Raw genomic sequence first — 26,687 nt, 5'->3', positions numbered from 1 at the left:
ATGTTAGAACAGATTATACCTCTCCCCAAAAAAGAAAAACAAGAATAATATAACCTAAATCCTCCGGATTAAAACGTTCAAACAAAAAATTTCATAAAAAGTTCGCTATATTTGACGATCAATCAGCAGTTGTTCCTGCAGCCTGCGCAGACCTTCTCTAATTTTCTTCGCCCGAACCTCGCCAATGCCATCAACCTCGTCCAACTGTTCTACGGTTGCACGCGTAATAAGTTTCAGATTTGTAAATTTGTTCACTAAATTTTCAATTATGACAGGCGGAAGGCGAGGAATCTTTTTAAGAACTCTGTAGCCTCGGGGCATAACTAAATCCTCAAGATTGGTAAAATGTGCCGAATATCCTAGAAGCCTGAGCAGGACCATGTCATCTAAGAGCTCCGTATTTGTGAGAACCTGAAATTGATCGAGCACATATTTAGGATCAAGTGTTTTATCAAAACAATAATCTTTAATGACAAGCGCTGCTTCCTCTTCTATATCTGACAGCAATTCGTTCAGCTGTAAACGGATCAGGTGCCCTTCCGTTCCAAGTTCATTAATATAATTTAAGATTTCATTTTTTATTCGAAGGACCATTTCAATCCGGTGAATCACCTGCAGCAATTCATCAAATGTTACAAGTTCTTCAAATTCCAATGCTCCAAGATTTATGATTGACTGATCAAGAACGGTGCGGTATTTCTCAAGCGTCTGAATGGCCTGGTTTGCCTTCGTTAAGATTACACCGATGTCTCTCAGTGCATAACGAAGCTCTCCGTAATAAAGAGTAATAACATTTCTTCTCTGTGAAATGGCTACTACCAGATTGCCTGTCTGCTTCGCCACTCTCTCAGCTGTACGGTGACGCATACCTGTTTCGATGGACCCGATAAAAGCATTTGGAACAAGCTGAGCATTTGCATATAATATTTTATTGCCCGAATCACTCAGGATAATGGCTCCGTCCATTTTAGCAAGTTCATAAAGATGAGCCGGGGAAAATGCAGAGTTTATGTAAAATCCTCCATCTACTAGCTCTTTTACTTTATCACTGAAACCGACCACAATCAGACCGCCGGTTTTCGCCCGTAATACGTTTTCAATTCCAGCTCTGAGAGGTGTCCCCGGAGCAATAAATTGCAAGATTTCTTTCATGCTTTTTTCATGTGTTTTTTTCTCTTTATCAATCATTGTCCTACCCCCCTAATGTAGTCTGCAGGGCCTCTGAGACGTTCTTTACTCCCACAACCTCTATGTCCCCCGGCACCGTCCATCCCCCAATGTTGGCCTCTGGAACGATTGCACGCTTAAACCCAAGCTTGGCTGCTTCCATGACGCGCTGTTCGATTCTTGAAACGCGTCTGACTTCGCCGGTTAAGCCTACTTCTCCAATAATGATATCCGTCGCTTTTGATGGTACGTCCTTAAAGCTTGAAGCTATACTGACTGCTATTGCCAAATCAATAGCAGGTTCATCTAATTTCACTCCTCCTGCCACTTTTAAATAGGCATCCTGGTTTTGCAGAAGCAAGCCTACTCTTTTCTCAAGGACAGCCATTAACAGCGGTACACGATTATGGTCAATCCCGGTTGCCATTCTTCGCGGATTCCCGAAGCTTGTAGGCGAGATTAACGCCTGAATTTCCACCAGAACCGGCCTTGTACCCTCCATGGATGCAACAACCGTTGAGCCCGCTGCACCTTTGGAACGTTCCTCAAGAAAAATCTCTGAAGGGTTCAGTACCTCCTCAAGACCGCTTTCTTTCATTTCAAAAATACCCATTTCATTTGTAGAGCCAAAACGGTTTTTCACCGCCCTTAAAATCCGGTACGTATGATGACGTTCTCCTTCAAAATAAAGCACGGTATCAACCATGTGTTCTAGGATTCTCGGACCTGCAATGGACCCTTCCTTCGTGACATGTCCCACAATAAAGATCGCAATGCCTTTTGTTTTCGCGAGCCTCATCAGTTCAGCGGTACATTCCCGGACTTGTGAAACACTGCCCGGTGCAGATGTAATGTCACTTTGAAAAACCGTTTGGATTGAATCCACGATTACAAATGCAGGATTCGTTTCATCAATCGCTTTTGAAATAAATTCAAGATCTGTTTCAGCAAGAACAAAGAGCTTTTCAGATTTAACACCAAGTCTGTCAGCCCTCATTTTCGTTTGCTTGACTGATTCTTCGCCTGAAATATATAAGACATCGTTTCCATTGTCGGCTAACTGAGAAGAAACTTGAAGCAGCAGTGTTGATTTTCCTATTCCGGGATCTCCTCCTATTAATACTAGGGAGCCCCTTACAATTCCGCTTCCTAGGACACGGTTAAATTCCTGCAGGTTTGTTTTAATGCGCGGTTCTTGAGTTGTTTCAATGTTTGTAATGGGTGAAGGTTTATTGGCGGTTTGACCTGGAGCTGAGTGCGCAAAGGCAACTCTTCTATTTGCAGTTCCTGTTTTGACAATTTCCTCTGTCATCGTATTCCATGCGCCGCAGCCTGGACATTTCCCCATCCATTTGGCAGATTCATATCCGCACGTCAAACACATGAATTTCGATTTTGTTTTAGCCATTATTTCGGTCCTTCCTTACTAGATTACCTATTTTAATAAGAAATGGTTATTTTTGATGTGCTATCACAGAAACGAAATCGAGGCATACGTAAAAAATGTATGCCTCATGATATTTCGCCTAAGATGATTATTTTATTTTCGCTTCTGCCTCAGAGCCTTTTACGATAAATTCTCCATCCGTTACATCAAGTACGACTTTTTGGCCTTTCTCGATTGTGCCTTTCAGCAGCTCTTCTGACAGACGATCTTCTACATGCTTTTGAATGGCTCTTCTTAGAGGACGGGCACCGTATTCAGGATCAAATCCTTCATCTGCAATTTTATCCTGAGCGGCATCCGTTAGCTCAAGCACTAGATCCTGCTCTGCTAGACGTTTCATCAACTGATCAGCCATCAGCGTTACGATTTCTTTAATGTGCTTCTTCTCAAGAGAATGGAACACAATGATTTCGTCAATACGGTTTAAGAACTCAGGTCTGAATGCTTTTTTGAGTTCACTCATTACCTTGCTTTTCATATCTTTATAATCCTGTGCTTCGTCCTGTACATTGAAGCCAACGTATTTGTTGCGTTTAAGCTCGCTCGCTCCAACATTTGAAGTCATGATTAAAATCGTATTTCTGAAATCAACCGTTCTTCCTTTAGAATCTGTTAAACGTCCATCCTCTAAAACTTGAAGGAGAATGTTAAAGACATCTGGATGTGCCTTTTCAATCTCATCAAGAAGTACAACTGAGTAAGGCTTTCTGCGAACTTTCTCTGTCAGTTGTCCGCCTTCCTCATAGCCGACATACCCTGGAGGCGAACCGACAAGTCTGGATGTAGAATGCTTCTCCATATACTCAGACATATCAATGCGGATCATCGCATCTTCGTCACCAAAAATAGATTCTGCAAGTGCACGTGCAAGCTCTGTTTTCCCTACTCCAGTAGGTCCCAAGAAAACGAAAGAACCGATTGGGCGCTTTGGATCCTTTAAGCCTGCTCTTGCACGGCGTACGGCTTTCGCAACTGCAACAACAGCCTCATCTTGGCCAATTACACGGTTATGAAGGATTTGTTCCATGTTCAGAAGTTTATCTGTTTCTTTTTGAGCAAGTCGTGATACAGGTATTCCAGTCCAGCTGGCCACAACCATGGCAATATCCTCAACTGTGACCTCGGAGTTTTCCTGACCTTGTTTTTCTTTCCATGTTTTCTTCGTTTCTTCAAGCTGTTCACGAAGACGCTGTTCTGTATCGCGCAATGAAGCTGCCTTTTCAAACTCTTGGCTCTGAACAGATGCATCCTTTTCTTTCCGCACTTCTTCAAGCTTCATTTCAAGCTCTTTTAAGTTTGGAGGAGTTGTGAAGGAACGAAGGCGCACTTTTGAACCTGCCTCATCAATTAAATCGATCGCCTTATCTGGCAAGAACCGATCGGAAATGTAACGGTCTGAAAATTTTACTGCAGCATCGATCGCTTCATCTGTAATGGATACTCTGTGGTGAGCCTCATAGCGGTCGCGAAGCCCTTTTAAAATCAGGATGCTTTCTTCAGCTGTAGGCTCATCAACCTGGATTGGCTGAAAGCGTCGTTCCAAAGCAGCATCTTTTTCAATATATTTGCGGTACTCATCAAGAGTTGTTGCTCCAATACACTGCAATTCACCTCTTGCAAGTGATGGCTTAAGAATATTTGAAGCGTCGATTGCGCCCTCTGCGCCTCCAGCTCCAATTAACGTATGCAATTCATCAATGAATAAAATAATGTTGCCTGCCTGGCGAATTTCGTCCATCACTTTCTTAAGACGGTCCTCAAACTCACCGCGGTATTTCGTTCCTGCTACAACAGTTCCCATATCTAGTGTCATCACTCGTTTATCACGGAGAATTTCAGGAACTTCATTATTTACGATTTGCTGAGCCAATCCTTCTGCGATTGCCGTTTTACCTACTCCAGGCTCCCCGATTAAGACAGGATTGTTTTTCGTTCTGCGGCTCAGTACCTCAATGACCCTCTGAATCTCTTTGCTTCTGCCGATTACAGGGTCTAAGCTGCCTTCACGTGCAATGGCAGTCAAGTCGCGTGCAAGACTGTCAAGGGTCGGTGTATTGGCATTGTTCATTGAGCCGCCCTGATGCCCCGATCCTGATTCATTGCTGCCCAAAAGCTGAAGAACTTGCTGGCGTGCTTTATTTAAACTTACTCCAAGATTGTTCAGAACTCTTGCTGCTACACCTTCACCTTCACGGATAAGACCTAAAAGGATATGCTCAGTGCCAACGTAAGAATGACCAAGCTTTCTTGCTTCATCCATTGAAAGCTCGATGACTTTCTTCGCCCGCGGAGTATAGTGAATCGTTTGAGAAATTTCTTGCCCTCTCCCGATTAGGCTCTCTACTTCTTTTTGAATTTTATCTGAACCAAGGCCAAGTGCTGTCAGTGCTTTTGCAGCAATTCCTTCGCCTTCACGTACAAGACCGAGAAGAATATGCTCAGTGCCGATATTATTATGTCCCAGTCGAACTGCTTCCTCTTGTGCCAGTGCAAGAACTTTTTGAGCCCGCTCAGTGAATCTTCCAAACATCATACTTCATCATCCTCCATCCTTCTGACCATTTCTAGGTTTAATCTTTCTCTTATTAAGGAAGCTCTTCTTATATCCCGTTCATCTGGTCTTAAAGCCCCGCCCGAATATTGCTGCAGAAAACCAGGCTGAGTTAAAATCATTAACTCATTTAATATGTTTCTGGAAATGTCTTTAATAATATTTAAGTCTATTCCCAGCCTGACATCTGATAAACATTTGGCGGCTTCTTTAGACTCGATTATACGGCTGTATGTCAGAGTGCCGAGAGATCTGAACACACGGTCTTCAAGCGGTATCTGCGACGTTTTATATAAGGCTTCGCGTGCAGAACGCTCCTTGTCAATCAGCTGATGGACAACACTCAGCAAATCCTCTACTATATCGTCTTCAGACTTCCCCAGTGTAATCTGATTTGAAATCTGAAAGATGTTACCTAATGCTTCGCTGCCTTCCCCGTAAATTCCTCTAACAACCAGACCTAATTGATTAATTGCCGGAATAATCCTGTTCATCTGCTGTGTCAGGACAAGTGCAGGCAAGTGCATCATAACAGATGCTCTAAGGCCTGTTCCGACATTCGTCGGACAGCTTGTTAAGTATCCTCTCTGCTCGTCAAATGCGTAATCTACAGCGTGTTCCATCCAATCGTCCAGCTCGCTTGCTGATTTTAATGCTTCTTTCAGCTGAAGGCCTGGATATAAACATTGAATTCGAATATGATCCTCTTCATTCAGCATAATGCTGACTTCTTCATTTTCTGATAATAAACATCCTCCAAAAGAAGAATCTTCCGCTAAATTCGGACTAATTAAATGCTTTTCAACTAAAACCCTTTTTTGAATGGGCTGCAGATCTTCCATCCTGAGCATTTCAAGCTTGCCAATTTCATTCACACTTTTATCCGAAAAAGTTTCTTCAAAAAGGGTTAAAATTTCCTGCGATTCTTCGTTTGTCGCAATCGTTGGAAACTTATATTTCTCAATATTTCTTGCAAGCCTGACCCTGCTGCTGAGAACAATGTCAGAATCAGGTCCTTCCTTGCTCATCCAGGCGCTCATTGCCTGATTGATAAATTGCTGAAGTGACATGTCAGGATTCTCCTCCTCTGGAACTTTTTAATTTCAGTTCAAGCGAACGGATTTCATCTCGAGTCTCAGCAGCTTTTTCAAATTCTTCTTGCTGTATCAAATCCTTAAGATTCTGTTTTAATAACTCTATTCGTTTACGGACGTGAATGCTACCGCCAATTCGTTCAGGAATTTTACCCGCATGAACAGTGTTTCCGCTATGGACCCTTCTTAAAATAGGATTTATCTGATCATTAAAAGTCCGATAGCACTCCGAACAGCCAAAACGGCCGACTTTTGTAAACTGCTGATATGTCATTTGACATCTGCTGCACTGCAAAACTTCATTTTTCTTAAAAACATCCTGCTTAGTTTTTGAAATAGAAGGTTCCATATTTAATAAACCTGCTAATAAGTTATTGATTGAAAAACCAGTACTGTTGTCTATAAACATCGAACTGTTATCCTGTGCACATTGTTCACAAATATGAATCTCTGTCTTTTCGCCGTTCACTACTTTTGTAAAATGAAAAGTTGCCGGCCTTTCATTGCATTCCTGGCAAATCAAGTCTGTTCACCTGCTTTCATCGGTATTTCAAGGAAGTCAGCATAGCCTTTATCATCCTTGCCCTTAACTCGTCTCTATGCGGCAAATCAATATATAAGACGGAACGGTCAATTACACTCATCATAATCTTCGCTTCACGTCTTGAAATCACTTCTTCATTAACCAGCCTTAAAATAAGATCTTCAGCAGCGGTTTGCGAAATCCGTCTATCGATAATTCCCAATATCTGATCAATTAAGTGGGCAGCATCATTCGATTTCACCTTAATAATACGAATGTAGCCTCCGCCGCCTCTCTTGCTCTCTACTATATACCCTCTTTCAATAGTAAAACGCGTATTAATCACATAATTTATTTGTGAGGGCACACATTGAAACTTATCCGCAATCTCGCTTCTTTTGATTTCAACGATTTCTTTGCCGCTCGTAGTAAGCACCTGCTTCAAATACTGTTCAATGACATCCGAAATATTCCGCACTCCGCCTCCCCCTAACTTGACTTTGACTATATTTGACTTTAACACTAATATAAAACGAAGTTCAATTTTTTTCAACTTATAACCACTAATTTACCTATTTCCATTATTAACGGCAGTGAAACATTTTTAAACAGGAATTACCATTTTATTTATTGGCTGCTTAAAGGAATTTATAAAAAAGGAGTAAAAGCATGGAGGGGTTACGTTATATATACGTCTAATAAAATGGATTCATGAAAGGTAATATCTTTTTCTAATAGAATGTCGGTTTATCCCTTCCTCACCGCTCATACATTATTTGAGACCCGTTCAGACCGCTGAAGCACTATAGTTTGCAAATGCTATAAATGATAAATTTACAGCTAAATAAAAACCAATTTCGGGAGTGTTTTGATATGTACTGGTTCTCATTTTGAAACTCCTCTTCTTATTTTGAGCCTCATCCCCATCATACACTGGTTTAGTCCCCTTCCTAGAAGAGCATTTATGCACACTTACCGGTCATTTGTGCTCGTTCACGGCCAAGTTATACGCGCTCGAACAACATTTATGCTCGCTATGCACGGTTTTATGCCCATGCAGCCAATTCCCTCTAATCGGTGCAGTCCTACTAAAAAGCAAAAACCTGCTTCCAACCGCCATCCCTCTAATCGTCCTTTGTCCTTTGCCATTTTATCTTTTACATACAAAAAAAGAACAGCATCTCTGCTGTTCTTTTTTTATGCGTGCCTGGCAACGTCCTACTCTCACAGGGGGAAACCCCCAACTACCATCGGCGCTAAAGAGCTTAACTTCCGTGTTCGGCATGGGAACGGGTGTGACCTCTTTGCCATCATCACCAGACAATATGCAATTGATTAGAAAGAATGTTATTCTTTCAAAACTAAATAACGTTTGATAACAAGATTCACTTAGGTTTTACACTTTATTAGACTGTGGTTAAGTCCTCGAACGATTAGTATCTGTCAGCTCCACACGTCACCGCGCTTCCACCTCAGACCTATCAACCTGATCATCTTTCAGGGTTCTTACTCACTAATGTGATGGGAAATCTCATCTTGAGGGGGGCTTCATGCTTAGATGCTTTCAGCACTTATCCCTTCCGCACATAGCTACCCAGCGATGCCTTTGGCAAGACAACTGGTACACCAGCGGTGCGTCCATCCCGGTCCTCTCGTACTAAGGACAGCTCCTCTCAAATTTCCTGCGCCCACGACGGATAGGGACCGAACTGTCTCACGACGTTCTGAACCCAGCTCGCGTACCGCTTTAATGGGCGAACAGCCCAACCCTTGGGACCGACTACAGCCCCAGGATGCGATGAGCCGACATCGAGGTGCCAAACCTCCCCGTCGATGTGGACTCTTGGGGGAGATAAGCCTGTTATCCCCGGGGTAGCTTTTATCCGTTGAGCGATGGCCCTTCCATGCGGAACCACCGGATCGCTAAGCCCGACTTTCGTCCCTGCTCGACTTGTAGGTCTCGCAGTCAAGCTCCCTTGTGCCTTTACACTCTGCGAATGATTTCCAACCATTCTGAGGGAACCTTTGGGCGCCTCCGTTACATTTTAGGAGGCGACCGCCCCAGTCAAACTGCCCACCTGACACTGTCTCCCAGCCCGATCAGGGCTGTGGGTTAGAATTTCAATACAGCAAGGGTAGTATCCCACCAATGCCTCCACCGAAGCTGGCGCTCCGGCTTCCAAGGCTCCTACCTATCCTGTACAAGCTGTACCAAAATTCAATATCAGGCTACAGTAAAGCTCCACGGGGTCTTTCCGTCCTGTCGCGGGTAACCTGCATCTTCACAGGTACTATAATTTCACCGAGTCTCTCGTTGAGACAGTGCCCAGATCGTTACGCCTTTCGTGCGGGTCGGAACTTACCCGACAAGGAATTTCGCTACCTTAGGACCGTTATAGTTACGGCCGCCGTTTACTGGGGCTTCAATTCAAAGCTTCGCTTGCGCTAACCTCTCCTCTTAACCTTCCAGCACCGGGCAGGCGTCAGCCCCTATACTTCGCCTTGCGGCTTCGCAGAGACCTGTGTTTTGCTAAACAGTCGCCTGGGCCTATTCACTGCGGCTTTTCAGGGCTATGAACCCTAAAAAGCACCCCTTCTCCCGAAGTTACGGGGTCATTTTGCCGAGTTCCTTAACGAGAGTTCTCTCGCTCACCTTAGGATTCTCTCCTCGCCTACCTGTGTCGGTTTGCGGTACGGGCACCTCTCACCTCGCTAGAGGCTTTTCTTGGCAGTGTGGAATCAGGAACTTCGGTACTAAATTTCCCTCGCCATCACAGCTCAGCCTTATATGAGAAGCGGATTTGCCTACTTCTCAGCCTAACTGCTTGGACGCGCATATCCAACAGCGCGCTTGCCCTATCCTCCTGCGTCCCCCCATTGCTCAAATGGTGAGGAGGTGGTACAGGAATATCAACCTGTTGTCCATCGCCTACGCCTTTCGGCCTCGGCTTAGGTCCCGACTAACCCTGAGCGGACGAGCCTTCCTCAGGAAACCTTAGGCATTCGGTGGAGGGGATTCTCACCCCTCTTTCGCTACTCATACCGGCATTCTCACTTCTAAGCGCTCCACCAGTCCTTACGGTCTAGCTTCAACGCCCTTAGAACGCTCTCCTACCACTGTTCGTAAGAACAGTCCACAGCTTCGGTGATACGTTTAGCCCCGGTACATTTTCGGCGCAGAGTCACTCGACCAGTGAGCTATTACGCACTCTTTAAATGGTGGCTGCTTCTAAGCCAACATCCTGGTTGTCTAAGCAACTCCACATCCTTTTCCACTTAACGTATACTTTGGGACCTTAGCTGGTGGTCTGGGCTGTTTCCCTCTTGACTACGGATCTTATCACTCGCAGTCTGACTCCCAAGGAGCAAGTCTTTGGCATTCGGAGTTTGACTGAATTCGGTAACCCGATGAGGGCCCCTAGTCCAATCAGTGCTCTACCTCCAAGACTCTCATACTTGAGGCTAGCCCTAAAGCTATTTCGGAGAGAACCAGCTATCTCCAGGTTCGATTGGAATTTCTCCGCTACCCACACCTCATCCCCGCACTTTTCAACGTGCGTGGGTTCGGGCCTCCATTCAGTGTTACCTGAACTTCACCCTGGACATGGGTAGATCACCTGGTTTCGGGTCTACGACCACGTACTAAAACGCCCTATTCAGACTCGCTTTCGCTGCGGCTCCGTCTCATCAACTTAACCTTGCACGGGATCGTAACTCGCCGGTTCATTCTACAAAGGCACGCCATCACCCATTAACGGGCTCTGACTACTTGTAAGCACACGGTTTCAGGATCTTTTCACTCCCCTTCCGGGGTGCTTTTCACCTTTCCCTCACGGTACTGGTTCACTATCGGTCACTAGGGAGTATTTAGCCTTGGGAGATGGTCCTCCCTGCTTCCGACGGGATTTCTCGTGTCCCGCCGTACTCAGGATCCACTCTGGAGGGAACGAAGTTTCGACTACAGGGTTATTACCTTCTCTGACGGACCTTTCCAGGTCGCTTCATCTACCCCGTTCCTTTGTAACTCCGTATAGAGTGTCCTACAACCCCAAGAGGCAAGCCTCTTGGTTTGGGCTAATTCCGTTTCGCTCGCCGCTACTTGGGAAATCGCGTTTGCTTTCTCTTCCTCCGGGTACTTAGATGTTTCAGTTCCCCGGGTCTGCCTTCATTATCCTATGTATTCAGATAAAGATACTGTTCCATTACGAACAGTGGGTTTCCCCATTCGGAAATCTCTGGATCAAAGCTTACTTACAGCTCCCCAAAGCATATCGGTGTTAGTCCCGTCCTTCATCGGCTCCTAGTGCCAAGGCATCCACCGTGCGCCCTTCATAACTTAACCTAAATGGTCAGTCGCATCATAAGATGCGTTTCGCATTTCGTTGTTTGTTTAGACATAAATGTCTAGAAAATCACTAATTATGGTAAGCGTAAATCTCAGTGAATTACTTGTTATCAATTACGTTATCTAGTTTTCAAAGAACAACCGGCAAATCAGATGATTTGTCTTCTATCATAGAGAGAATGATCTCTCAAAACTAAACAAAAACCAAAAGCGTCCTCATATATCCTTAGAAAGGAGGTGATCCAGCCGCACCTTCCGATACGGCTACCTTGTTACGACTTCACCCCAATCATCTACCCCACCTTAGGCGGCTGGCTCCTTGCGGTTACCCCACCGACTTCGGGTGTTGCAAACTCTCGTGGTGTGACGGGCGGTGTGTACAAGGCCCGGGAACGTATTCACCGCGGCATGCTGATCCGCGATTACTAGCGATTCCAGCTTCATGCAGGCGAGTTGCAGCCTGCAATCCGAACTGAGAATGGTTTTATGGGATTGGCTAAACCTCGCGGTCTCGCAGCCCTTTGTACCATCCATTGTAGCACGTGTGTAGCCCAGGTCATAAGGGGCATGATGATTTGACGTCATCCCCACCTTCCTCCGGTTTGTCACCGGCAGTCACCTTAGAGTGCCCAACTGAATGCTGGCAACTAAGATCAAGGGTTGCGCTCGTTGCGGGACTTAACCCAACATCTCACGACACGAGCTGACGACAACCATGCACCACCTGTCACTTTGTCCCCCGAAGGGGAACCTTCTATCTCTAGAAGTGGCAAAGGATGTCAAGACCTGGTAAGGTTCTTCGCGTTGCTTCGAATTAAACCACATGCTCCACCGCTTGTGCGGGCCCCGTCAATTCCTTTGAGTTTCAGTCTTGCGACCGTACTCCCCAGGCGGAGTGCTTAATGCGTTAGCTGCAGCACTAAAGGGCGGAAACCCTCTAACACTTAGCACTCATCGTTTACGGCGTGGACTACCAGGGTATCTAATCCTGTTCGCTCCCCACGCTTTCGCGCCTCAGCGTCAGTTACAGACCAGAGAGTCGCCTTCGCCACTGGTGTTCCTCCACATCTCTACGCATTTCACCGCTACACGTGGAATTCCACTCTCCTCTTCTGCACTCAAGTTTCCCAGTTTCCAATGACCCTCCCCGGTTGAGCCGGGGGCTTTCACATCAGACTTAAGAAACCGCCTGCGCGCGCTTTACGCCCAATAATTCCGGACAACGCTTGCCACCTACGTATTACCGCGGCTGCTGGCACGTAGTTAGCCGTGGCTTTCTGGTTAGGTACCGTCAAGGTGCGAGCAGTTACTCTCGCACTTGTTCTTCCCTAACAACAGAGTTTTACGATCCGAAAACCTTCATCACTCACGCGGCGTTGCTCCGTCAGACTTTCGTCCATTGCGGAAGATTCCCTACTGCTGCCTCCCGTAGGAGTCTGGGCCGTGTCTCAGTCCCAGTGTGGCCGATCACCCTCTCAGGTCGGCTACGCATCGTTGCCTTGGTGAGCCATTACCTCACCAACTAGCTAATGCGCCGCGGGCCCATCTGTAAGTGACAGCCGAAACCGTCTTTCCAACTTGAACCATGCGGTTCAAGATACTATCCGGTATTAGCTCCGGTTTCCCGGAGTTATCCCAGTCTTACAGGCAGGTTGCCCACGTGTTACTCACCCGTCCGCCGCTAACCTCCGAAGAAGTTCGCTCGACTTGCATGTATTAGGCACGCCGCCAGCGTTCGTCCTGAGCCAGGATCAAACTCTCCGAAGAAAATTTGTGACTCGATTTGTTGCTGACTTCAAAAATTTAAAACGTTTGGTACGCTTTTGGTTATGTTTAGTTTTCAAAGATCATTTGCTTCAAGAGCAACTTTTAAATCATATCATTGTTGAATCATTAAGTCAACAACTTTTTAAAAGTAATTGGTGGAGCCTAGCGGGATCGAACCGCTGACCTCCTGCGTGCAAGGCAGGCGCTCTCCCAGCTGAGCTAAGGCCCCTAATTAAAAGTTGAAAATGGTCGGGAAGACAGGATTCGAACCTGCGACCCCTTGGTCCCAAACCAAGTGCTCTACCAAGCTGAGCTACTTCCCGTATATGGCGCGCCCGATAGGAGTCGAACCCATAACCTTTTGATCCGTAGTCAAACGCTCTATCCAATTGAGCTACGGGCGCATATATGATATAAGTGGTGCCGAGGACCGGAATCGAACCGGTACGGTAGTCACCTACCGCAGGATTTTAAGTCCTGTGCGTCTGCCAGTTCCGCCACCCCGGCGCAAGTAAGAGCGGAAGACGGGATTCGAACCCGCGACCCCCACCTTGGCAAGGTGGTGTTCTACCACTGAACTACTTCCGCAAAATATGATGCGGGTGAAGGGACTCGAACCCCCACGTCAAAGACACTAGATCCTAAGTCTAGCGCGTCTGCCAATTCCGCCACACCCGCATATTAAGGAAAAATGGTGTGCCATGAAGGACTCGAACCTTCGACCCTCTGATTAAAAGTCAGATGCTCTACCGACTGAGCTAATGGCACATAGTTAAAAAACACTCTTTAGTTTTGCAAGACACCCAAATCTCAGAAAGATTATTCAAGGAGTGGCTCGATTTGTGTGCTGAAGCGTAAGCTTCGAAGATTACTCGGTCGTGCTCTACCGACTGAGCTAATGGCACATAATTAATAAATAAAACATGTTTCGGTAAAAAATGGTGCCGGCAAGAGGACTTGAACCCCCAACCTACTGATTACAAGTCAGTTGCTCTACCAATTGAGCTACACCGGCATTTAATAGTAAGTTTCGCTGATATTAAGCAGCTGTAAAGAATAAATGGTGGAGGATGACGGGCTCGAACCGCCGACCCTCTGCTTGTAAGGCAGATGCTCTCCCAGCTGAGCTAATCCTCCATTACAGCACTTTCGTGCTAAAGTATAAAAGTATACTGCCTGGCAACGTCCTACTCTCACAGGGGGAAACCCCCAACTACCATCGGCGCTAAAGAGCTTAACTTCCGTGTTCGGCATGGGAACGGGTGTGACCTCTTTGCCATCATCACCAGACAATATGCAATTGAAGAAAGAATGTTATTCTTTCAAAACTAGATAACGTTTGATAACAAGATTCACTTAGGTTTTACACTTTATTAGACTGTGGTTAAGTCCTCGAACGATTAGTATCTGTCAGCTCCACACGTCACCGCGCTTCCACCTCAGACCTATCAACCTGATCATCTTTCAGGGTTCTTACTCACTAATGTGATGGGAAATCTCATCTTGAGGGGGGCTTCATGCTTAGATGCTTTCAGCACTTATCCCTTCCGCACATAGCTACCCAGCGATGCCTTTGGCAAGACAACTGGTACACCAGCGGTGCGTCCATCCCGGTCCTCTCGTACTAAGGACAGCTCCTCTCAAATTTCCTGCGCCCACGACGGATAGGGACCGAACTGTCTCACGACGTTCTGAACCCAGCTCGCGTACCGCTTTAATGGGCGAACAGCCCAACCCTTGGGACCGACTACAGCCCCAGGATGCGATGAGCCGACATCGAGGTGCCAAACCTCCCCGTCGATGTGGACTCTTGGGGGAGATAAGCCTGTTATCCCCGGGGTAGCTTTTATCCGTTGAGCGATGGCCCTTCCATGTGGAACCACCGGATCACTAAGCCCGACTTTCGTCCCTGCTCGACTTGTAGGTCTCGCAGTCAAGCTCCCTTGTGCCTTTACACTCTGCGAATGATTTCCAACCATTCTGAGGGAACCTTTGGGCGCCTCCGTTACATTTTAGGAGGCGACCGCCCCAGTCAAACTGCCCACCTGACACTGTCTCCCAGCCCGATCAGGGCTGTGGGTTAGAATTTCAATACAGCAAGGGTAGTATCCCACCAATGCCTCCACCGAAGCTGGCGCTCCGGCTTCCAAGGCTCCTACCTATCCTGTACAAGCTGTACCAAAATTCAATATCAGGCTACAGTAAAGCTCCACGGGGTCTTTCCGTCCTGTCGCGGGTAACCTGCATCTTCACAGGTACTATAATTTCACCGAGTCTCTCGTTGAGACAGTGCCCAGATCGTTACGCCTTTCGTGCGGGTCGGAACTTACCCGACAAGGAATTTCGCTACCTTAGGACCGTTATAGTTACGGCCGCCGTTTACTGGGGCTTCAATTCAAAGCTTCGCTTGCGCTAACCTCTCCTCTTAACCTTCCAGCACCGGGCAGGCGTCAGCCCCTATACTTCGCCTTGCGGCTTCGCAGAGACCTGTGTTTTTGCTAAACAGTCGCCTGGGCCTATTCACTGCGGCTTTTCAGGGCTATGAACCCTAAAAAGCACCCCTTCTCCCGAAGTTACGGGGTCATTTTGCCGAGTTCCTTAACGAGAGTTCTCTCGCTCACCTTAGGATTCTCTCCTCGCCTACCTGTGTCGGTTTGCGGTACGGGCACCTCTCACCTCGCTAGAGGCTTTTCTTGGCAGTGTGGAATCAGGAACTTCGGTACTAAATTTCCCTCGCCATCACAGCTCAGCCTTATATGAGAAGCGGATTTGCCTACTTCTCAGCCTAACTGCTTGGACGCGCATATCCAACAGCGCGCTTGCCCTATCCTCCTGCGTCCCCCCATTGCTCAAATGGTGAGGAGGTGGTACAGGAATATCAACCTGTTGTCCATCGCCTACGCCTTTCGGCCTCGGCTTAGGTCCCGACTAACCCTGAGCGGACGAGCCTTCCTCAGGAAACCTTAGGCATTCGGTGGAGGGGATTCTCACCCCTCTTTCGCTACTCATACCGGCATTCTCACTTCTAAGCGCTCCACCAGTCCTTACGGTCTAGCTTCAACGCCCTTAGAACGCTCTCCTACCACTGTTCGTAAGAACAGTCCACAGCTTCGGTGATACGTTTAGCCCCGGTACATTTTCGGCGCAGAGTCACTCGACCAGTGAGCTATTACGCACTCTTTAAATGGTGGCTGCTTCTAAGCCAACATCCTGGTTGTCTAAGCAACTCCACATCCTTTTCCACTTAACGTATACTTTGGGACCTTAGCTGGTGGTCTGGGCTGTTTCCCTCTTGACTACGGATCTTATCACTCGCAGTCTGACTCCCAAGGAGCAAGTCTTTGGCATTCGGAGTTTGACTGAATTCGGTAACCCGATGAGGGCCCCTAGTCCAATCAGTGCTCTACCTCCAAGACTCTCATACTTGAGGCTAGCCCTAAAGCTATTTCGGAGAGAACCAGCTATCTCCAGGTTCGATTGGAATTTCTCCGCTACCCACACCTCATCCCCGCACTTTTCAACGTGCGTGGGTTCGGGCCTCCATTCAGTGTTACCTGAACTTCACCCTGGACATGGGTAGATCACCTGGTTTCGGGTCTACGACCACGTACTAAAACGCCCTATTCAGACTCGCTTTCGCTGCGGCTCCGTCTCATCAACTTAACCTTGCACGGGATCGTAACTCGCCGGTTCATTCTACAAAGGCACGCCATCACCCATTAACGGGCTCTGACTACTTGTAAGCACACGGTTTCAGGATCTTTTCACTCCCCTTCCGGGGTGCTTTTCACCTTTCCCTCACGGTACTGGTTCACTATCGGTCACTAGGGAGTATTTAGCCTTGGGAGATGGTCCTCCCTGCTTCCGACGGGATTTCTCGTGTCCCGCCGTACTCAGGATCCACTCTGGAGGGAACGAAGTTTCGACTACAGGGTTATTACCTTCTCTGACGGACCTTTCCAGGTCGCTTCATCTACCCCGTTCCTTTGTAACTCCGTATAGAGTGTCCTACAACCCCAAGAGGCAAGCCTCTTGGTTTGGGCTAATTCCGTTTCGCTCGCCGCTACTTGGGAAATCGCGTTTGCTTTCTCTTCCTCCGGGTACTTAGATGTTTCAGTTCCCCGGGTCTGCCTTCATTATCCTATGTATTCAGATAAAGATACTGTTCCATTACGAACAGTGGGTTTCCCCATTCGGAAATCTCTGGATCAAAGCTTACTTACAGCTCCCCAAAGCATATCGGTGTTAGTCCCCGTCCTTCATCGGCTCCTAGTGCCAAGGCATCCACCGTGCGCCCTTCATAACTTAACCTAAATGGTCAGTCGCATCATAAGATGCGTTTCGCATTTCGTTGTTTGTTTAGACATAAATGTCTAGAAAATCACTAATTATGGTAAGCGTAAATCTCAGTGAATTACTTGTTATCAATTACGTTATCTAGTTTTCAAAGAACAACCGGCAAATCAGATGATTTGTCTTCTATCATAGAGAGAATGATCTCTCAAAACTAAACAAAAACCAAAAGCGTCCTCATATATCCTTAGAAAGGAGGTGATCCAGCCGCACCTTCCGATACGGCTACCTTGTTACGACTTCACCCCAATCATCTACCCCACCTTAGGCGGCTGGCTCCTTGCGGTTACCCCACCGACTTCGGGTGTTGCAAACTCTCGTGGTGTGACGGGCGGTGTGTACAAGGCCCGGGAACGTATTCACCGCGGCATGCTGATCCGCGATTACTAGCGATTCCAGCTTCATGCAGGCGAGTTGCAGCCTGCAATCCGAACTGAGAATGGTTTTATGGGATTGGCTAAACCTCGCGGTCTCGCAGCCCTTTGTACCATCCATTGTAGCACGTGTGTAGCCCAGGTCATAAGGGGCATGATGATTTGACGTCATCCCCACCTTCCTCCGGTTTGTCACCGGCAGTCACCTTAGAGTGCCCAACTGAATGCTGGCAACTAAGATCGAGGGTTGCGCTCGTTGCGGGACTTAACCCAACATCTCACGACACGAGCTGACGACAACCATGCACCACCTGTCACTTTGTCCCCCGAAGGGGAACCTTCTATCTCTAGAAGTGGCAAAGGATGTCAAGACCTGGTAAGGTTCTTCGCGTTGCTTCGAATTAAACCACATGCTCCACCGCTTGTGCGGGCCCCGTCAATTCCTTTGAGTTTCAGTCTTGCGACCGTACTCCCCAGGCGGAGTGCTTAATGCGTTAGCTGCAGCACTAAAGGGCGGAAACCCTCTAACACTTAGCACTCATCGTTTACGGCGTGGACTACCAGGGTATCTAATCCTGTTCGCTCCCCACGCTTTCGCGCCTCAGCGTCAGTTACAGACCAGAGAGTCGCCTTCGCCACTGGTGTTCCTCCACATCTCTACGCATTTCACCGCTACACGTGGAATTCCACTCTCCTCTTCTGCACTCAAGTTTCCCAGTTTCCAATGACCCTCCCCGGTTGAGCCGGGGCTTTCACATCAGACTTAAGAAACCGCCTGCGCGCGCTTTACGCCCAATAATTCCGGACAACGCTTGCCACCTACGTATTACCGCGGCTGCTGGCACGTAGTTAGCCGTGGCTTTCTGGTTAGGTACCGTCAAGGTGCGAGCAGTTACTCTCGCACTTGTTCTTCCCTAACAACAGAGTTTTACGATCCGAAAACCTTCATCACTCACGCGGCGTTGCTCCGTCAGACTTTCGTCCATTGCGGAAGATTCCCTACTGCTGCCTCCCGTAGGAGTCTGGGCCGTGTCTCAGTCCCAGTGTGGCCGATCACCCTCTCAGGTCGGCTACGCATCGTTGCCTTGGTGAGCCATTACCTCACCAACTAGCTAATGCGCCGCGGGCCCATCTGTAAGTGACAGCCGAAACCGTCTTTCCATCTTGAACCATGCGGTTCAAGATACTATCCGGTATTAGCTCCGGTTTCCCGGAGTTATCCCAGTCTTACAGGCAGGTTGCCCACGTGTTACTCACCCGTCCGCCGCTGACCTCCGAAGAGGTCCGCTCGACTTGCATGTATTAGGCACGCCGCCAGCGTTCGTCCTGAGCCAGGATCAAACTCTCCGAAGAAAATTTGTGACTCAATTTGTTGCTGACTTAAAAATTTAAAACGTTTGGTACGCTTTTGGTTTTGTTTAGTTTTCAAAGATCATTTGCTTCAAGAGCAGCTTTATAATAATAACAAATTCACTTTATTAAGTCAAGCACTCTTTTCAACTTTTTATTTTTGTGTTTGTCCGCTTTTTTTGCGGCAACGTTTAATAATATATCACCGCTAACACTATTAAGCAAGACTTTTTTATAAAAAAATAAAATAAAAAAACCTCCGTATTTGAACGGAGGCTTTAAACCGATATTAACGATGTCTCATATGCGGGAATAACAATACATCCCTTATTGAAGAAGAGTTTGTCAGAAGCATAACAACACGGTCGATTCCGATTCCAAGACCGCCTGTTGGAGGCATTCCGTATTCCAAAGCTTCAATGAAGTCTTCGTCCATCATATGCGCTTCGTCATTTCCTTGTTCTCTTTCTTGAAGTTGTGCTTCAAAACGCTCTTTTTGATCGATTGGATCATTGAGTTCTGTAAATGCGTTCGCATGCTCGCGCGCTACAATGAATAATTCAAAACGATCAGTGAAACGAGGATCTTCATCATTCTTTTTCGCAAGAGGAGAGATTTCAACAGGATGACCAAAGATAAATGTCGGCTCAATTAAATGCTCTTCTACTTTTTGCTCAAAAAATTCATTGATTATATGGCCTACAGTCATGTTTTTGTTAATTTCAACATTATGCTCCGCTGCATGTGCACGCGCTTCTTCAACGGTCATTTCCTGCCAGAAGTCTACACCTGTACGTTCTTTGATTGCATCAACCATGTGCAGTCTTGTCCACTCAGGCTGAAGATCAATCTCATATTCGCCATAAGTCACTTTTGTAGATCCAGTTACCTCTTTTGCAATATGAGCAATGAGATTTTCAGTTAATGACATGATGTCTCTATAGTCTGCATAAGCCTCATAAAGCTCAATCATCGTGAATTCCGGATTATGGCGCGTAGAAATTCCTTCGTTTCTGTATACACGGCCGATTTCATATACTTTTTCCATTCCGCCCACAATTAGTCTCTTCAAATGAAGCTCTATCGCGATGCGCATGTACAATTGCATATCAAGTGCGTTGTGATGCGTTACAAACGGACGTGCTGATGCTCCGCCTGCAATTGTATGCATAGTTGGTGTTTCGACCTCTAAGTATCCGTTTTGGTCCAAATAACGGCGCATAGACTGAATGATCTTGCTTCGTGCAATAAATGTGCTTTTGCTTTCGTCGTTCATGATTAAATCAAGGTATCTTTGACGGTAGCGCTGCTCGATGTCTTTTAAGCCATGAAATTTGTCTGGGAGAGGACGCAATGATTTTGTCAGCAATTCAAAGCTTGTGACTTTAATAGAAAGCTCGCCTACTTTTGTTTTGAACATAACTCCTGTAACACCGACAATATCCCCTAAGTCAGCTGTAGTGAAAAGCTCATACTGCTCATCGCCTACAGCATCTTTGCGCACATAGATCTGAATTTGCCCTTCGATGTCTTTAATGTGAGCAAATCCCGCTTTTCCTTTGCCTCGCTTGGTCATGATTCTTCCGGCAAGCGTAACAGAAATTTCTCTTTCTTCAAGATCTTCTTTTGAAATTTCACCGTACTCTCGCACCAATTGTGCTGTATAACCTGTACGCTCGAAACGTTTGCCGAATGGATCCAAACCTTTTTCGCGAAGTGTATGTAATTTTTCCCGTCTTACTTTCAGCTGGTCATTCAGTTCTTCGTGGGTTAATTCTTCGTGACTCAAAAAAATCAGCTCCTATTCTATTATTTACGAACGAAAGCAGAAAAACTGCCAGTTCAAACTGGCAGTATGCAATCGCTGCGTTGAAAGACAGATTATCCTGCCTGAATGCTGTTTTGTTGTTTTGCTTCTACCTCTAAAATAAACTCATCAAGCAAGTTCACAAGCTCATCTCTTGTATCCATTGTATTAATGGCGTTTCTTACGATGGCGTTGCCGCGGATTCCTTTAAGGTACCATGCAGCATGCTTTCTCATTTCTCTGACAGCTACCGTTTCACCTTTTAATGCGATCAAGCGGTCTAAGTGAAGCTTGCATACATCCATTTTTTCGCGAACAGACGGCTCACCGATCAATTCTCCCGTATCCAGATACTGAACTGTACGATAGATCATCCATGGGTTTCCAAGTGCCGCACGGCCGATCATGACGCCATCAACACCTGTTTCATCAAGCATTCTTTTTGCATCTTGAGGTGTTTGGACATCGCCATTTCCGATAACAGGAATATTGACAGATTGTTTAACTTCTTTAATGATATCCCAATTTGCCGTTCCTTCATACATTTGAACTCTTGTACGGCCATGAAGCGCTACAGCTTTTCCGCCCGCTCTTTCAACTGCTTGAGCATTTCTGACAGCATAGATATGTTTGTCATCCCAGCCCATGCGCATTTTAACAGTTACAGGTTTATCTACTGCATCAACAACAGCTGAAACCATGTCATAAATTTTGTCCGGATCAAGGAGCCATCTTGCACCTGCATCACATTTCGTAATCTTAGGTACAGGGCACCCCATATTGATATCAATAATATCTGCAGTGGTATTCTTCTCAACGAATTTAGCTGCTTCTACAAGCGTTTCTTTTTCGCCTCCGAAAATTTGAAGGCTTAATGGTTTTTCGCGCTCATCAATATACAGCATACCCATTGTTTTGGCATTGTTATAAAGGATCGCTTTATCGCTGACCATTTCAGCACAAACAAGACCCGCTCCAAATTCTTTTACTGTCAGACGGAATGCAGAGTTGCAGACTCCGGCCATTGGCGCAAGAACAACGCGGTTTTTCATTTGAATATCGCCTATTTTAAACATTATTTGACCTCCTTTTCTGCGATTCAATCTCTTGGTGATAATTCTTCTATGGTGACGTTCAGCGCGGCCGCTACTTCTTGTATCAACTGATCATTCGGCAGTCTGTTTCCCCGTTCAACTTCACCTAAAACAGAAACAGAAATACCCAAGTCTTTTGCAAAGCCTTCTTGAGTATATCCTTTTAGCTTTCGAAAAGCGCGAATACGTCTTCCCCATTTTTCTGCTTCCATATTCGTACTCCTTTTTTATCTGTTAATTGATCTATAATCATCGAAAGCGGCTGCTCGCTGTTTGGAATACTTATATCTGGTTGTATCTCATAAAGCGGTATTAATACGAATGAGCGTTCTAACATCCTTGGGTGAGGAATAATTAGGTGCTCTGTTTCAATATTTTCGTGATTAAACAATAAAATGTCAAGGTCTAAAGTTCGCGGACCCCATTTTAATTCTCTTTTTCTGCCAAGCTCTTTTTCAATCTCCTGCATGACAGCCAGCAGCTGAAACGCTGATAATTCTGTGCGGACGGAGAGCACCATGTTCAAAAATGCATCCTGATCCACATACCCGACTGGATCTGTTTCATAAATAGAGGAAATATTTTCTACCTCTATAGCTGGATGCTCGTGTAAGCTTAGGATGGCATCTTTTACATAACGCTCTCTGTCTCCTATATTAGATCCAAGTGCGAGAAAGGCCTTGTTCATGTCCGGCCTCTTTTGATTTCAACCGAAACATGCCGATAATGCCCTGGGATTGGAGGATCTGGCTTGTACAGCTTTACTGTGCAATTGATCACCTGCTGGAATTCCTTCAGCACTTGCTCCGCTATCTTTTCCGCAACAGACTCCACAAGCTTATATGGCTTCCCTTCAGCAATGTTTTTGCAGATGTGGTAGAGAGAAGCATAATTTACTGTATGCTGAAGATCATCTGTCTGTCCAGCTTCCCGCAAATCAAGCTCGACCGTAAGATCCGCGCGAAACCGCTGGCCTAGTTTCGTTTCTTCTGAGAATACACCGTGATACCCGTAGAATTCCATTCCGCTCACAACAATTTTATCCATGAACAGCCGCCCCTTTTCCAAGCATCGCATCCATCATCTTTGCCATTCTTGCAATACCCTGAACATCATGCACACGCACAATGCTGCACCCTTTTTCAATGCCGAGGCACACGGTCGCGCCCGTCCCTTCCATTCTATCAGAAGGTGGGAGGTCAAGAATGCGGCCAATGAAGGATTTTCTTGATGTTCCTAAAAGGACCGGATAGCCAAGCTTCGTAAATGTTTCAAGGTTTCTCATGACAACGAGGTTATCCTCCATTGTCTTTGCAAAACCTATTCCCGGGTCTAAAATAATCTTATCATCCTGTACACCCGCCCGCTTAACAATTTCAACACTTTCATTAAGATCGGCGATCATATCAGGAATCAGGCTGTCGTATTTCCGCTCTGGCCTATTGTGCATTAGAACAATGGGAACATTATACTTAGCCGCTACAGCAGCCATATTTGAATCTGCTTTAGCTCCCCATACATCGTTAATTATGGTCGCTCCTGCAAGTATGGCCTGTTCAGCCACATCCGCTTTATACGTATCAATAGATATTGGCACATTGATGTCATTAGAAAGTTTTTCAATAATCGGAACCACTCTTTTGATCTCTTCAGCAGAATCAACATACTCTGCCCCAGGTCTTGTGGATTCCCCTCCAACATCAATAATATCCGCCCCGTTTGCAATCATCTCTTCTGCATGTGCAAGGGCAGAATCTATTTGATTAAATTTCCCTCCATCAGAAAATGAGTCCGGAGTGAGGTTTAAGATTCCCATGATAAAGGTCTTTTCACTTAGGTTTAAATGATAAGGGCCGCATGATAGTTGTTTCTTATTGTCCAATATAATCGTGTCCATCTTCTCATCAATCCTTTACAGCTCAAATCTGCTTTTCAGCAGCATTGTATTTTGCTTATACATCTTCTGTAGTGTTTGCGTAATTTCACCTTTTTTCCCTAAAAAAGATTGGGAACCAATTTCTTTTAAAGGAATGATCTCCTGAACAGAATTTACCGCAAATACCTCATCAGCTTTTAGCAGCTTTTCTGTTGGATAGAAACCTTCCTCCGCTTGCAGGCCGATTTTTTCTAAACAGCGCATAATAAACTGGCGGGTAATCCCATTTAAAATACCAGTATCAATTGAAGGAGTATATACGATATGATTTTTCACCCAAAAAAGGTTAGATACAATTCCTTCTGCCACAAAACCTTCTTTTGTTAAAAAAATGCCTTCAATTGATGGGTCATTGCCGATTTCATGCTTGGCCAGTATATTATTAAGATAATGATGCGATTTCAGGCGCAGCTCTCCCTCAGGGGTATTGCGCGGCAGCGATAAGATACGCCCGCTCTTTTCAAAGTTCTCAGGCATTTCAGGCAGCTTCCTCATAAAGAGCATCACGGTCGGCTCCATGTATTCCATTGCCCCAAAAGCTAGCCCGCCGGCACCTGCTGAAACATTTAAACGAACGGAGACGTTCTCGTTCTCCAGCTGATTAAGGACAAGCAGCTTCTGAATCACATCCTCAATCTTAAGACCGGATAGTTCTAAGCGGATGTGAAGCTCTTCCATGGCACTCTGCAGACGCTGCAAGTGATCGTCCAGTAAAAAAGGATGCCCCTTATACAGCCTGAATGTTTCAAATACCCCTAATCCATACAAATAGCCATGATCAAAAGGGGAGATTTTTGCTTCCTCTGCTTTTACATAGTCTGAATTAAGGTAAATATACATATCATTAAACCAGTTTTCTAGATGGCTGGTAGGTTTTTATAAAATTGCCCAGCAGATTTTTTCCGAAAGAAGTCATAATCGATTCAGGATGAAATTGCACCCCTTCGATTGGAAGGGTTTTATGCCGAATCGCCATAATTTCATCTTCATCTGTCCATGCTGTAATCTCAAAGCAGTCCGGCAATGTTTCTTTTTTCACAATTAATGAATGATAGCGCGTCGCGGTAAATGGATTTTCTATGTCCTGAAAGACTGTTTTTCCATAATGATGCATCTCGGATGTTTTGCCATGCATTAATCGTTCTGCACGGACTACATCACCGCCAAATACCTGCGCAATGGATTGATGACCAAGGCATACTCCAAAAATAGGAATTTTCCCTGCGAAGTGCTCTATGGCTGCAAGACTGATTCCCGCTTCGTTAGGACTGCATGGCCCTGGTGAAATCATTAAGAAATCCGGAGCAAGCTCTTCCATTTCAGCCAGAGTAATTTCATCATTCCTGCGGACAATCAGCTCTTCACCAAGCTCACCTAAATACTGCACTAAATTGAATGTAAATGAATCATAATTATCAATCATTAAAATCATCTTTCTCTCACCTCTGCTGTCATATTCTCTTCTTCACTCAGCTCTTTTGCCCTCAATAAGGCCTGCGCCTTTTTTAATGACTCTTTGTATTCATGTTTCGGATTTGAGTCGATCACGATCCCCGCTCCTGACTGGATGTAGGCATGTCCATCCTTTGCAAGCAGTGTACGGATGACAATGTTCAGCTCCATATCTCCATTATATCCAATCCAGCCGATGGAGCCCGTATAAATGCCTCTTCGAGACGGTTCTAATTCTTCAATAATTTCCATCGTCCTTATTTTCGGCGCTCCTGTTATCGTGCCGCCAGGAAAAACACCTTTAAAAACATCGATATAGTCTTTGCCTTCAGCTAATATTCCTTGTACATTTGAAACAATGTGCATAACATGCGAATATTTTTCAATGACCATAAACTCGTTTACATCAACTGATCCGTACTTGCATACTCTTCCTAAGTCATTTCTCTCGAGATCGACGAGCATGACATGTTCTGCCCGTTCCTTCTCATTTTGAATCAGTTCATCAGCAAGCTTTGTATCTTCCTTTTCATTTTCCCCTCTCGACCTAGTTCCTGCGATTGGGCGCGTGCTTGCTTTTTCTCCATCAATCTTCACTAAAAGCTCTGGAGAGCCGCTGACAATCTGGAAATCCTTCAATTCCAGATAAGCCATGTAAGGAGAAGGATTTAATTCTCTTAGCGTTTCATAAATCTTAAGCGGATGAACACCTAACGGCTGGGTTTGCCTTACGGATAAATTCACTTGAAAAACATCGCCGCTCTCTATATATTCTTTGATTTTCTCTACTGCTTCCATAAAAGATTCTTTAGTAAAAGCACCCTGAAGCGCTTCCCCTTCAGGCGCGGCCGGTTTATGAGTAAATGGCTCAGAACGCACCTCAGTCCAGCTCCGCTCCATTTCAGCAATACGTCTCTTAGCCTCTTCTACTTCATTATCCTGTCTGTAATGGGTAATGAACCAAACCTCACGCATTTGGTGATCATAAACAGCAAGATCATCAAACAGCAGGAAAAACAAATCAGGCGTTTCCAGATCATCTTCTGAATGCTGTTCCAGTTTTTCAAAATACCTTACACAATCGTAGCTGAAAAAGCCAATGGCTCCTCCCTGAAAATCCGGAAGCTCTTCGTCTTTAACAGATTTATAAGCAGAAAACCAATCTCTGAATGTATCGAGCAGATTCCCATTCCGTTCTTCTTCCGTATCATTCGACTGTATGGTCAAAACAGAATCTTTCCCTCTTACAATCGCTGCAGGCTTCAGTCCTGCAATGCTGTACCGTCCGCCTCTGCCGCTTTCTAAGAATGCATGATACTCCTCATGTTTAGAAAGATGCTGATATTGTTTAAAGAAATCAAGATTGTATTCCGCTTTTTTTGCGATCGGCTTTCTCTCAAGATGCATCTGTACCCTCTCCTTAAAAA

At 45.7% G+C, this 26,687-nt stretch carries 15 protein-coding genes, 9 tRNA genes and 6 rRNA genes; all 30 read right to left on the bottom strand.

Annotated features, from left to right (window positions below; translation table 11 throughout):
• Positions 1-105: 105 nt before the first annotated feature.
• On the bottom strand, positions 106-1,188 hold the full coding sequence (gene disA / locus LIT25_00615) for a DNA integrity scanning diadenylate cyclase DisA (GenBank protein USK33992.1): 1,083 nt from the start codon (positions 1,186-1,188) through the stop codon (positions 106-108).
• 4 nt (positions 1,189-1,192) lie between these two features.
• Positions 1,193-2,575, bottom strand: a complete 1,383-nt coding sequence (gene radA / locus LIT25_00610; GenBank protein ID USK33991.1) for a DNA repair protein RadA — start codon at positions 2,573-2,575, stop codon at positions 1,193-1,195.
• A 127-nt stretch (positions 2,576-2,702) separates the two neighbouring features.
• A complete protein-coding gene (clpC, locus tag LIT25_00605) occupies positions 2,703-5,147 on the bottom strand; it encodes an ATP-dependent protease ATP-binding subunit ClpC (protein USK33990.1) in 2,445 nt (814 codons plus the stop codon).
• A complete protein-coding gene (locus LIT25_00600; GenBank protein ID USK33989.1) occupies positions 5,144-6,235 on the bottom strand; it encodes a protein arginine kinase in 1,092 nt (363 codons plus the stop codon). The genes clpC and LIT25_00600 overlap by 4 nt, the downstream gene beginning before the upstream one ends.
• Position 6,236: 1 nt before the next feature.
• Positions 6,237-6,782, bottom strand: a complete 546-nt coding sequence (locus tag LIT25_00595) for a UvrB/UvrC motif-containing protein (protein ID USK33988.1) — start codon at positions 6,780-6,782, stop codon at positions 6,237-6,239.
• A 16-nt stretch (positions 6,783-6,798) separates the two neighbouring features.
• Positions 6,799-7,260 carry a CtsR family transcriptional regulator gene (locus LIT25_00590; protein USK33987.1) on the bottom strand — a complete coding sequence of 154 codons (462 nt, stop codon included), beginning with the start codon at positions 7,258-7,260 and terminating at the stop codon, positions 6,799-6,801.
• Between the two features lie 727 nt (positions 7,261-7,987).
• Positions 7,988-8,103 (bottom strand): 5S ribosomal RNA (rrf, locus tag LIT25_00585).
• 92 nt (positions 8,104-8,195) lie between these two features.
• Positions 8,196-11,124, bottom strand: a 23S ribosomal RNA gene (locus tag LIT25_00580).
• Between the two features lie 233 nt (positions 11,125-11,357).
• Positions 11,358-12,894: ribosomal RNA gene (locus LIT25_00575) — 16S ribosomal RNA — on the bottom strand.
• Between the two features lie 153 nt (positions 12,895-13,047).
• Positions 13,048-13,123, bottom strand: a tRNA-Ala gene (locus LIT25_00570).
• Between the two features lie 17 nt (positions 13,124-13,140).
• Positions 13,141-13,217 (bottom strand) — tRNA-Pro (locus LIT25_00565).
• 4 nt (positions 13,218-13,221) lie between these two features.
• A tRNA-Arg gene (locus LIT25_00560) sits at positions 13,222-13,298 on the bottom strand.
• 14 nt (positions 13,299-13,312) lie between these two features.
• A tRNA-Leu gene (locus tag LIT25_00555) sits at positions 13,313-13,401 on the bottom strand.
• Between the two features lie 9 nt (positions 13,402-13,410).
• A tRNA-Gly gene (locus LIT25_00550) sits at positions 13,411-13,482 on the bottom strand.
• 9 nt (positions 13,483-13,491) lie between these two features.
• Positions 13,492-13,572: transfer RNA gene (locus LIT25_00545), tRNA-Leu, on the bottom strand.
• A gap of 14 nt (positions 13,573-13,586) precedes the next feature.
• Positions 13,587-13,662, bottom strand: a tRNA-Lys gene (locus LIT25_00540).
• 171 nt (positions 13,663-13,833) lie between these two features.
• Positions 13,834-13,909: transfer RNA gene (locus LIT25_00535), tRNA-Thr, on the bottom strand.
• 46 nt (positions 13,910-13,955) lie between these two features.
• A tRNA-Val gene (locus LIT25_00530) sits at positions 13,956-14,031 on the bottom strand.
• Positions 14,032-14,068: 37 nt separating this feature from the next.
• Positions 14,069-14,184: ribosomal RNA gene (rrf, locus tag LIT25_00525) — 5S ribosomal RNA — on the bottom strand.
• Between the two features lie 90 nt (positions 14,185-14,274).
• Positions 14,275-17,205, bottom strand: a 23S ribosomal RNA gene (locus tag LIT25_00520).
• A gap of 233 nt (positions 17,206-17,438) precedes the next feature.
• A 16S ribosomal RNA gene (locus tag LIT25_00515) occupies positions 17,439-18,974 on the bottom strand.
• Together the 16S, 23S and 5S rRNA genes with 9 tRNA genes alongside form the textbook arrangement of a ribosomal RNA operon.
• A gap of 286 nt (positions 18,975-19,260) precedes the next feature.
• Positions 19,261-20,760 (bottom strand): lysine--tRNA ligase, encoded by a 1,500-nt coding sequence (gene lysS / locus LIT25_00510; GenBank protein USK33986.1) that lies wholly within the window; start codon positions 20,758-20,760, stop codon positions 19,261-19,263.
• A 92-nt stretch (positions 20,761-20,852) separates the two neighbouring features.
• Positions 20,853-21,854, bottom strand: a complete 1,002-nt coding sequence (gene dusB, locus LIT25_00505) for a tRNA dihydrouridine synthase DusB (protein USK33985.1) — start codon at positions 21,852-21,854, stop codon at positions 20,853-20,855.
• A 23-nt stretch (positions 21,855-21,877) separates the two neighbouring features.
• Positions 21,878-22,084: a helix-turn-helix domain-containing protein gene (locus LIT25_00500; GenBank protein USK33984.1), complete on the bottom strand. Its 207-nt coding sequence runs from the start codon at positions 22,082-22,084 to the stop codon at positions 21,878-21,880.
• A complete protein-coding gene (folK, locus tag LIT25_00495; GenBank protein USK33983.1) occupies positions 22,036-22,560 on the bottom strand; it encodes a 2-amino-4-hydroxy-6-hydroxymethyldihydropteridine diphosphokinase in 525 nt (174 codons plus the stop codon). The genes LIT25_00500 and folK overlap by 49 nt, the downstream gene beginning before the upstream one ends.
• Positions 22,557-22,919: a dihydroneopterin aldolase gene (gene folB, locus LIT25_00490; protein USK33982.1), complete on the bottom strand. Its 363-nt coding sequence runs from the start codon at positions 22,917-22,919 to the stop codon at positions 22,557-22,559. The genes folK and folB overlap by 4 nt, the downstream gene beginning before the upstream one ends.
• On the bottom strand, positions 22,912-23,769 hold the full coding sequence (folP, locus tag LIT25_00485; GenBank protein ID USK33981.1) for a dihydropteroate synthase: 858 nt from the start codon (positions 23,767-23,769) through the stop codon (positions 22,912-22,914). Before folP ends, folB begins: the two co-directional genes overlap by 8 nt.
• Positions 23,770-23,784: 15 nt before the next feature.
• Positions 23,785-24,648, bottom strand: coding sequence for an aminodeoxychorismate lyase (gene pabC / locus LIT25_00480; GenBank protein USK33980.1), 864 nt, complete (start codon positions 24,646-24,648; stop codon positions 23,785-23,787).
• A gap of 4 nt (positions 24,649-24,652) precedes the next feature.
• Entirely contained in the window at positions 24,653-25,240 is a 588-nt protein-coding gene (pabA, locus tag LIT25_00475; GenBank protein ID USK33979.1) for an aminodeoxychorismate/anthranilate synthase component II, read from the bottom strand.
• Positions 25,237-26,667: an anthranilate synthase component I gene (gene trpE / locus LIT25_00470; GenBank protein ID USK33978.1), complete on the bottom strand. Its 1,431-nt coding sequence runs from the start codon at positions 26,665-26,667 to the stop codon at positions 25,237-25,239. Before trpE ends, pabA begins: the two co-directional genes overlap by 4 nt.
• Positions 26,668-26,687: the final 20 nt, after the last annotated feature.

The organism is Bacillus sp. F19, assembly GCA_023823795.1.
Classification (GTDB): Bacteria; Bacillota; Bacilli; order Bacillales; family Bacillaceae; genus Bacillus_P.
This window is presented reverse-complemented; position numbering and strand designations above follow the sequence as displayed.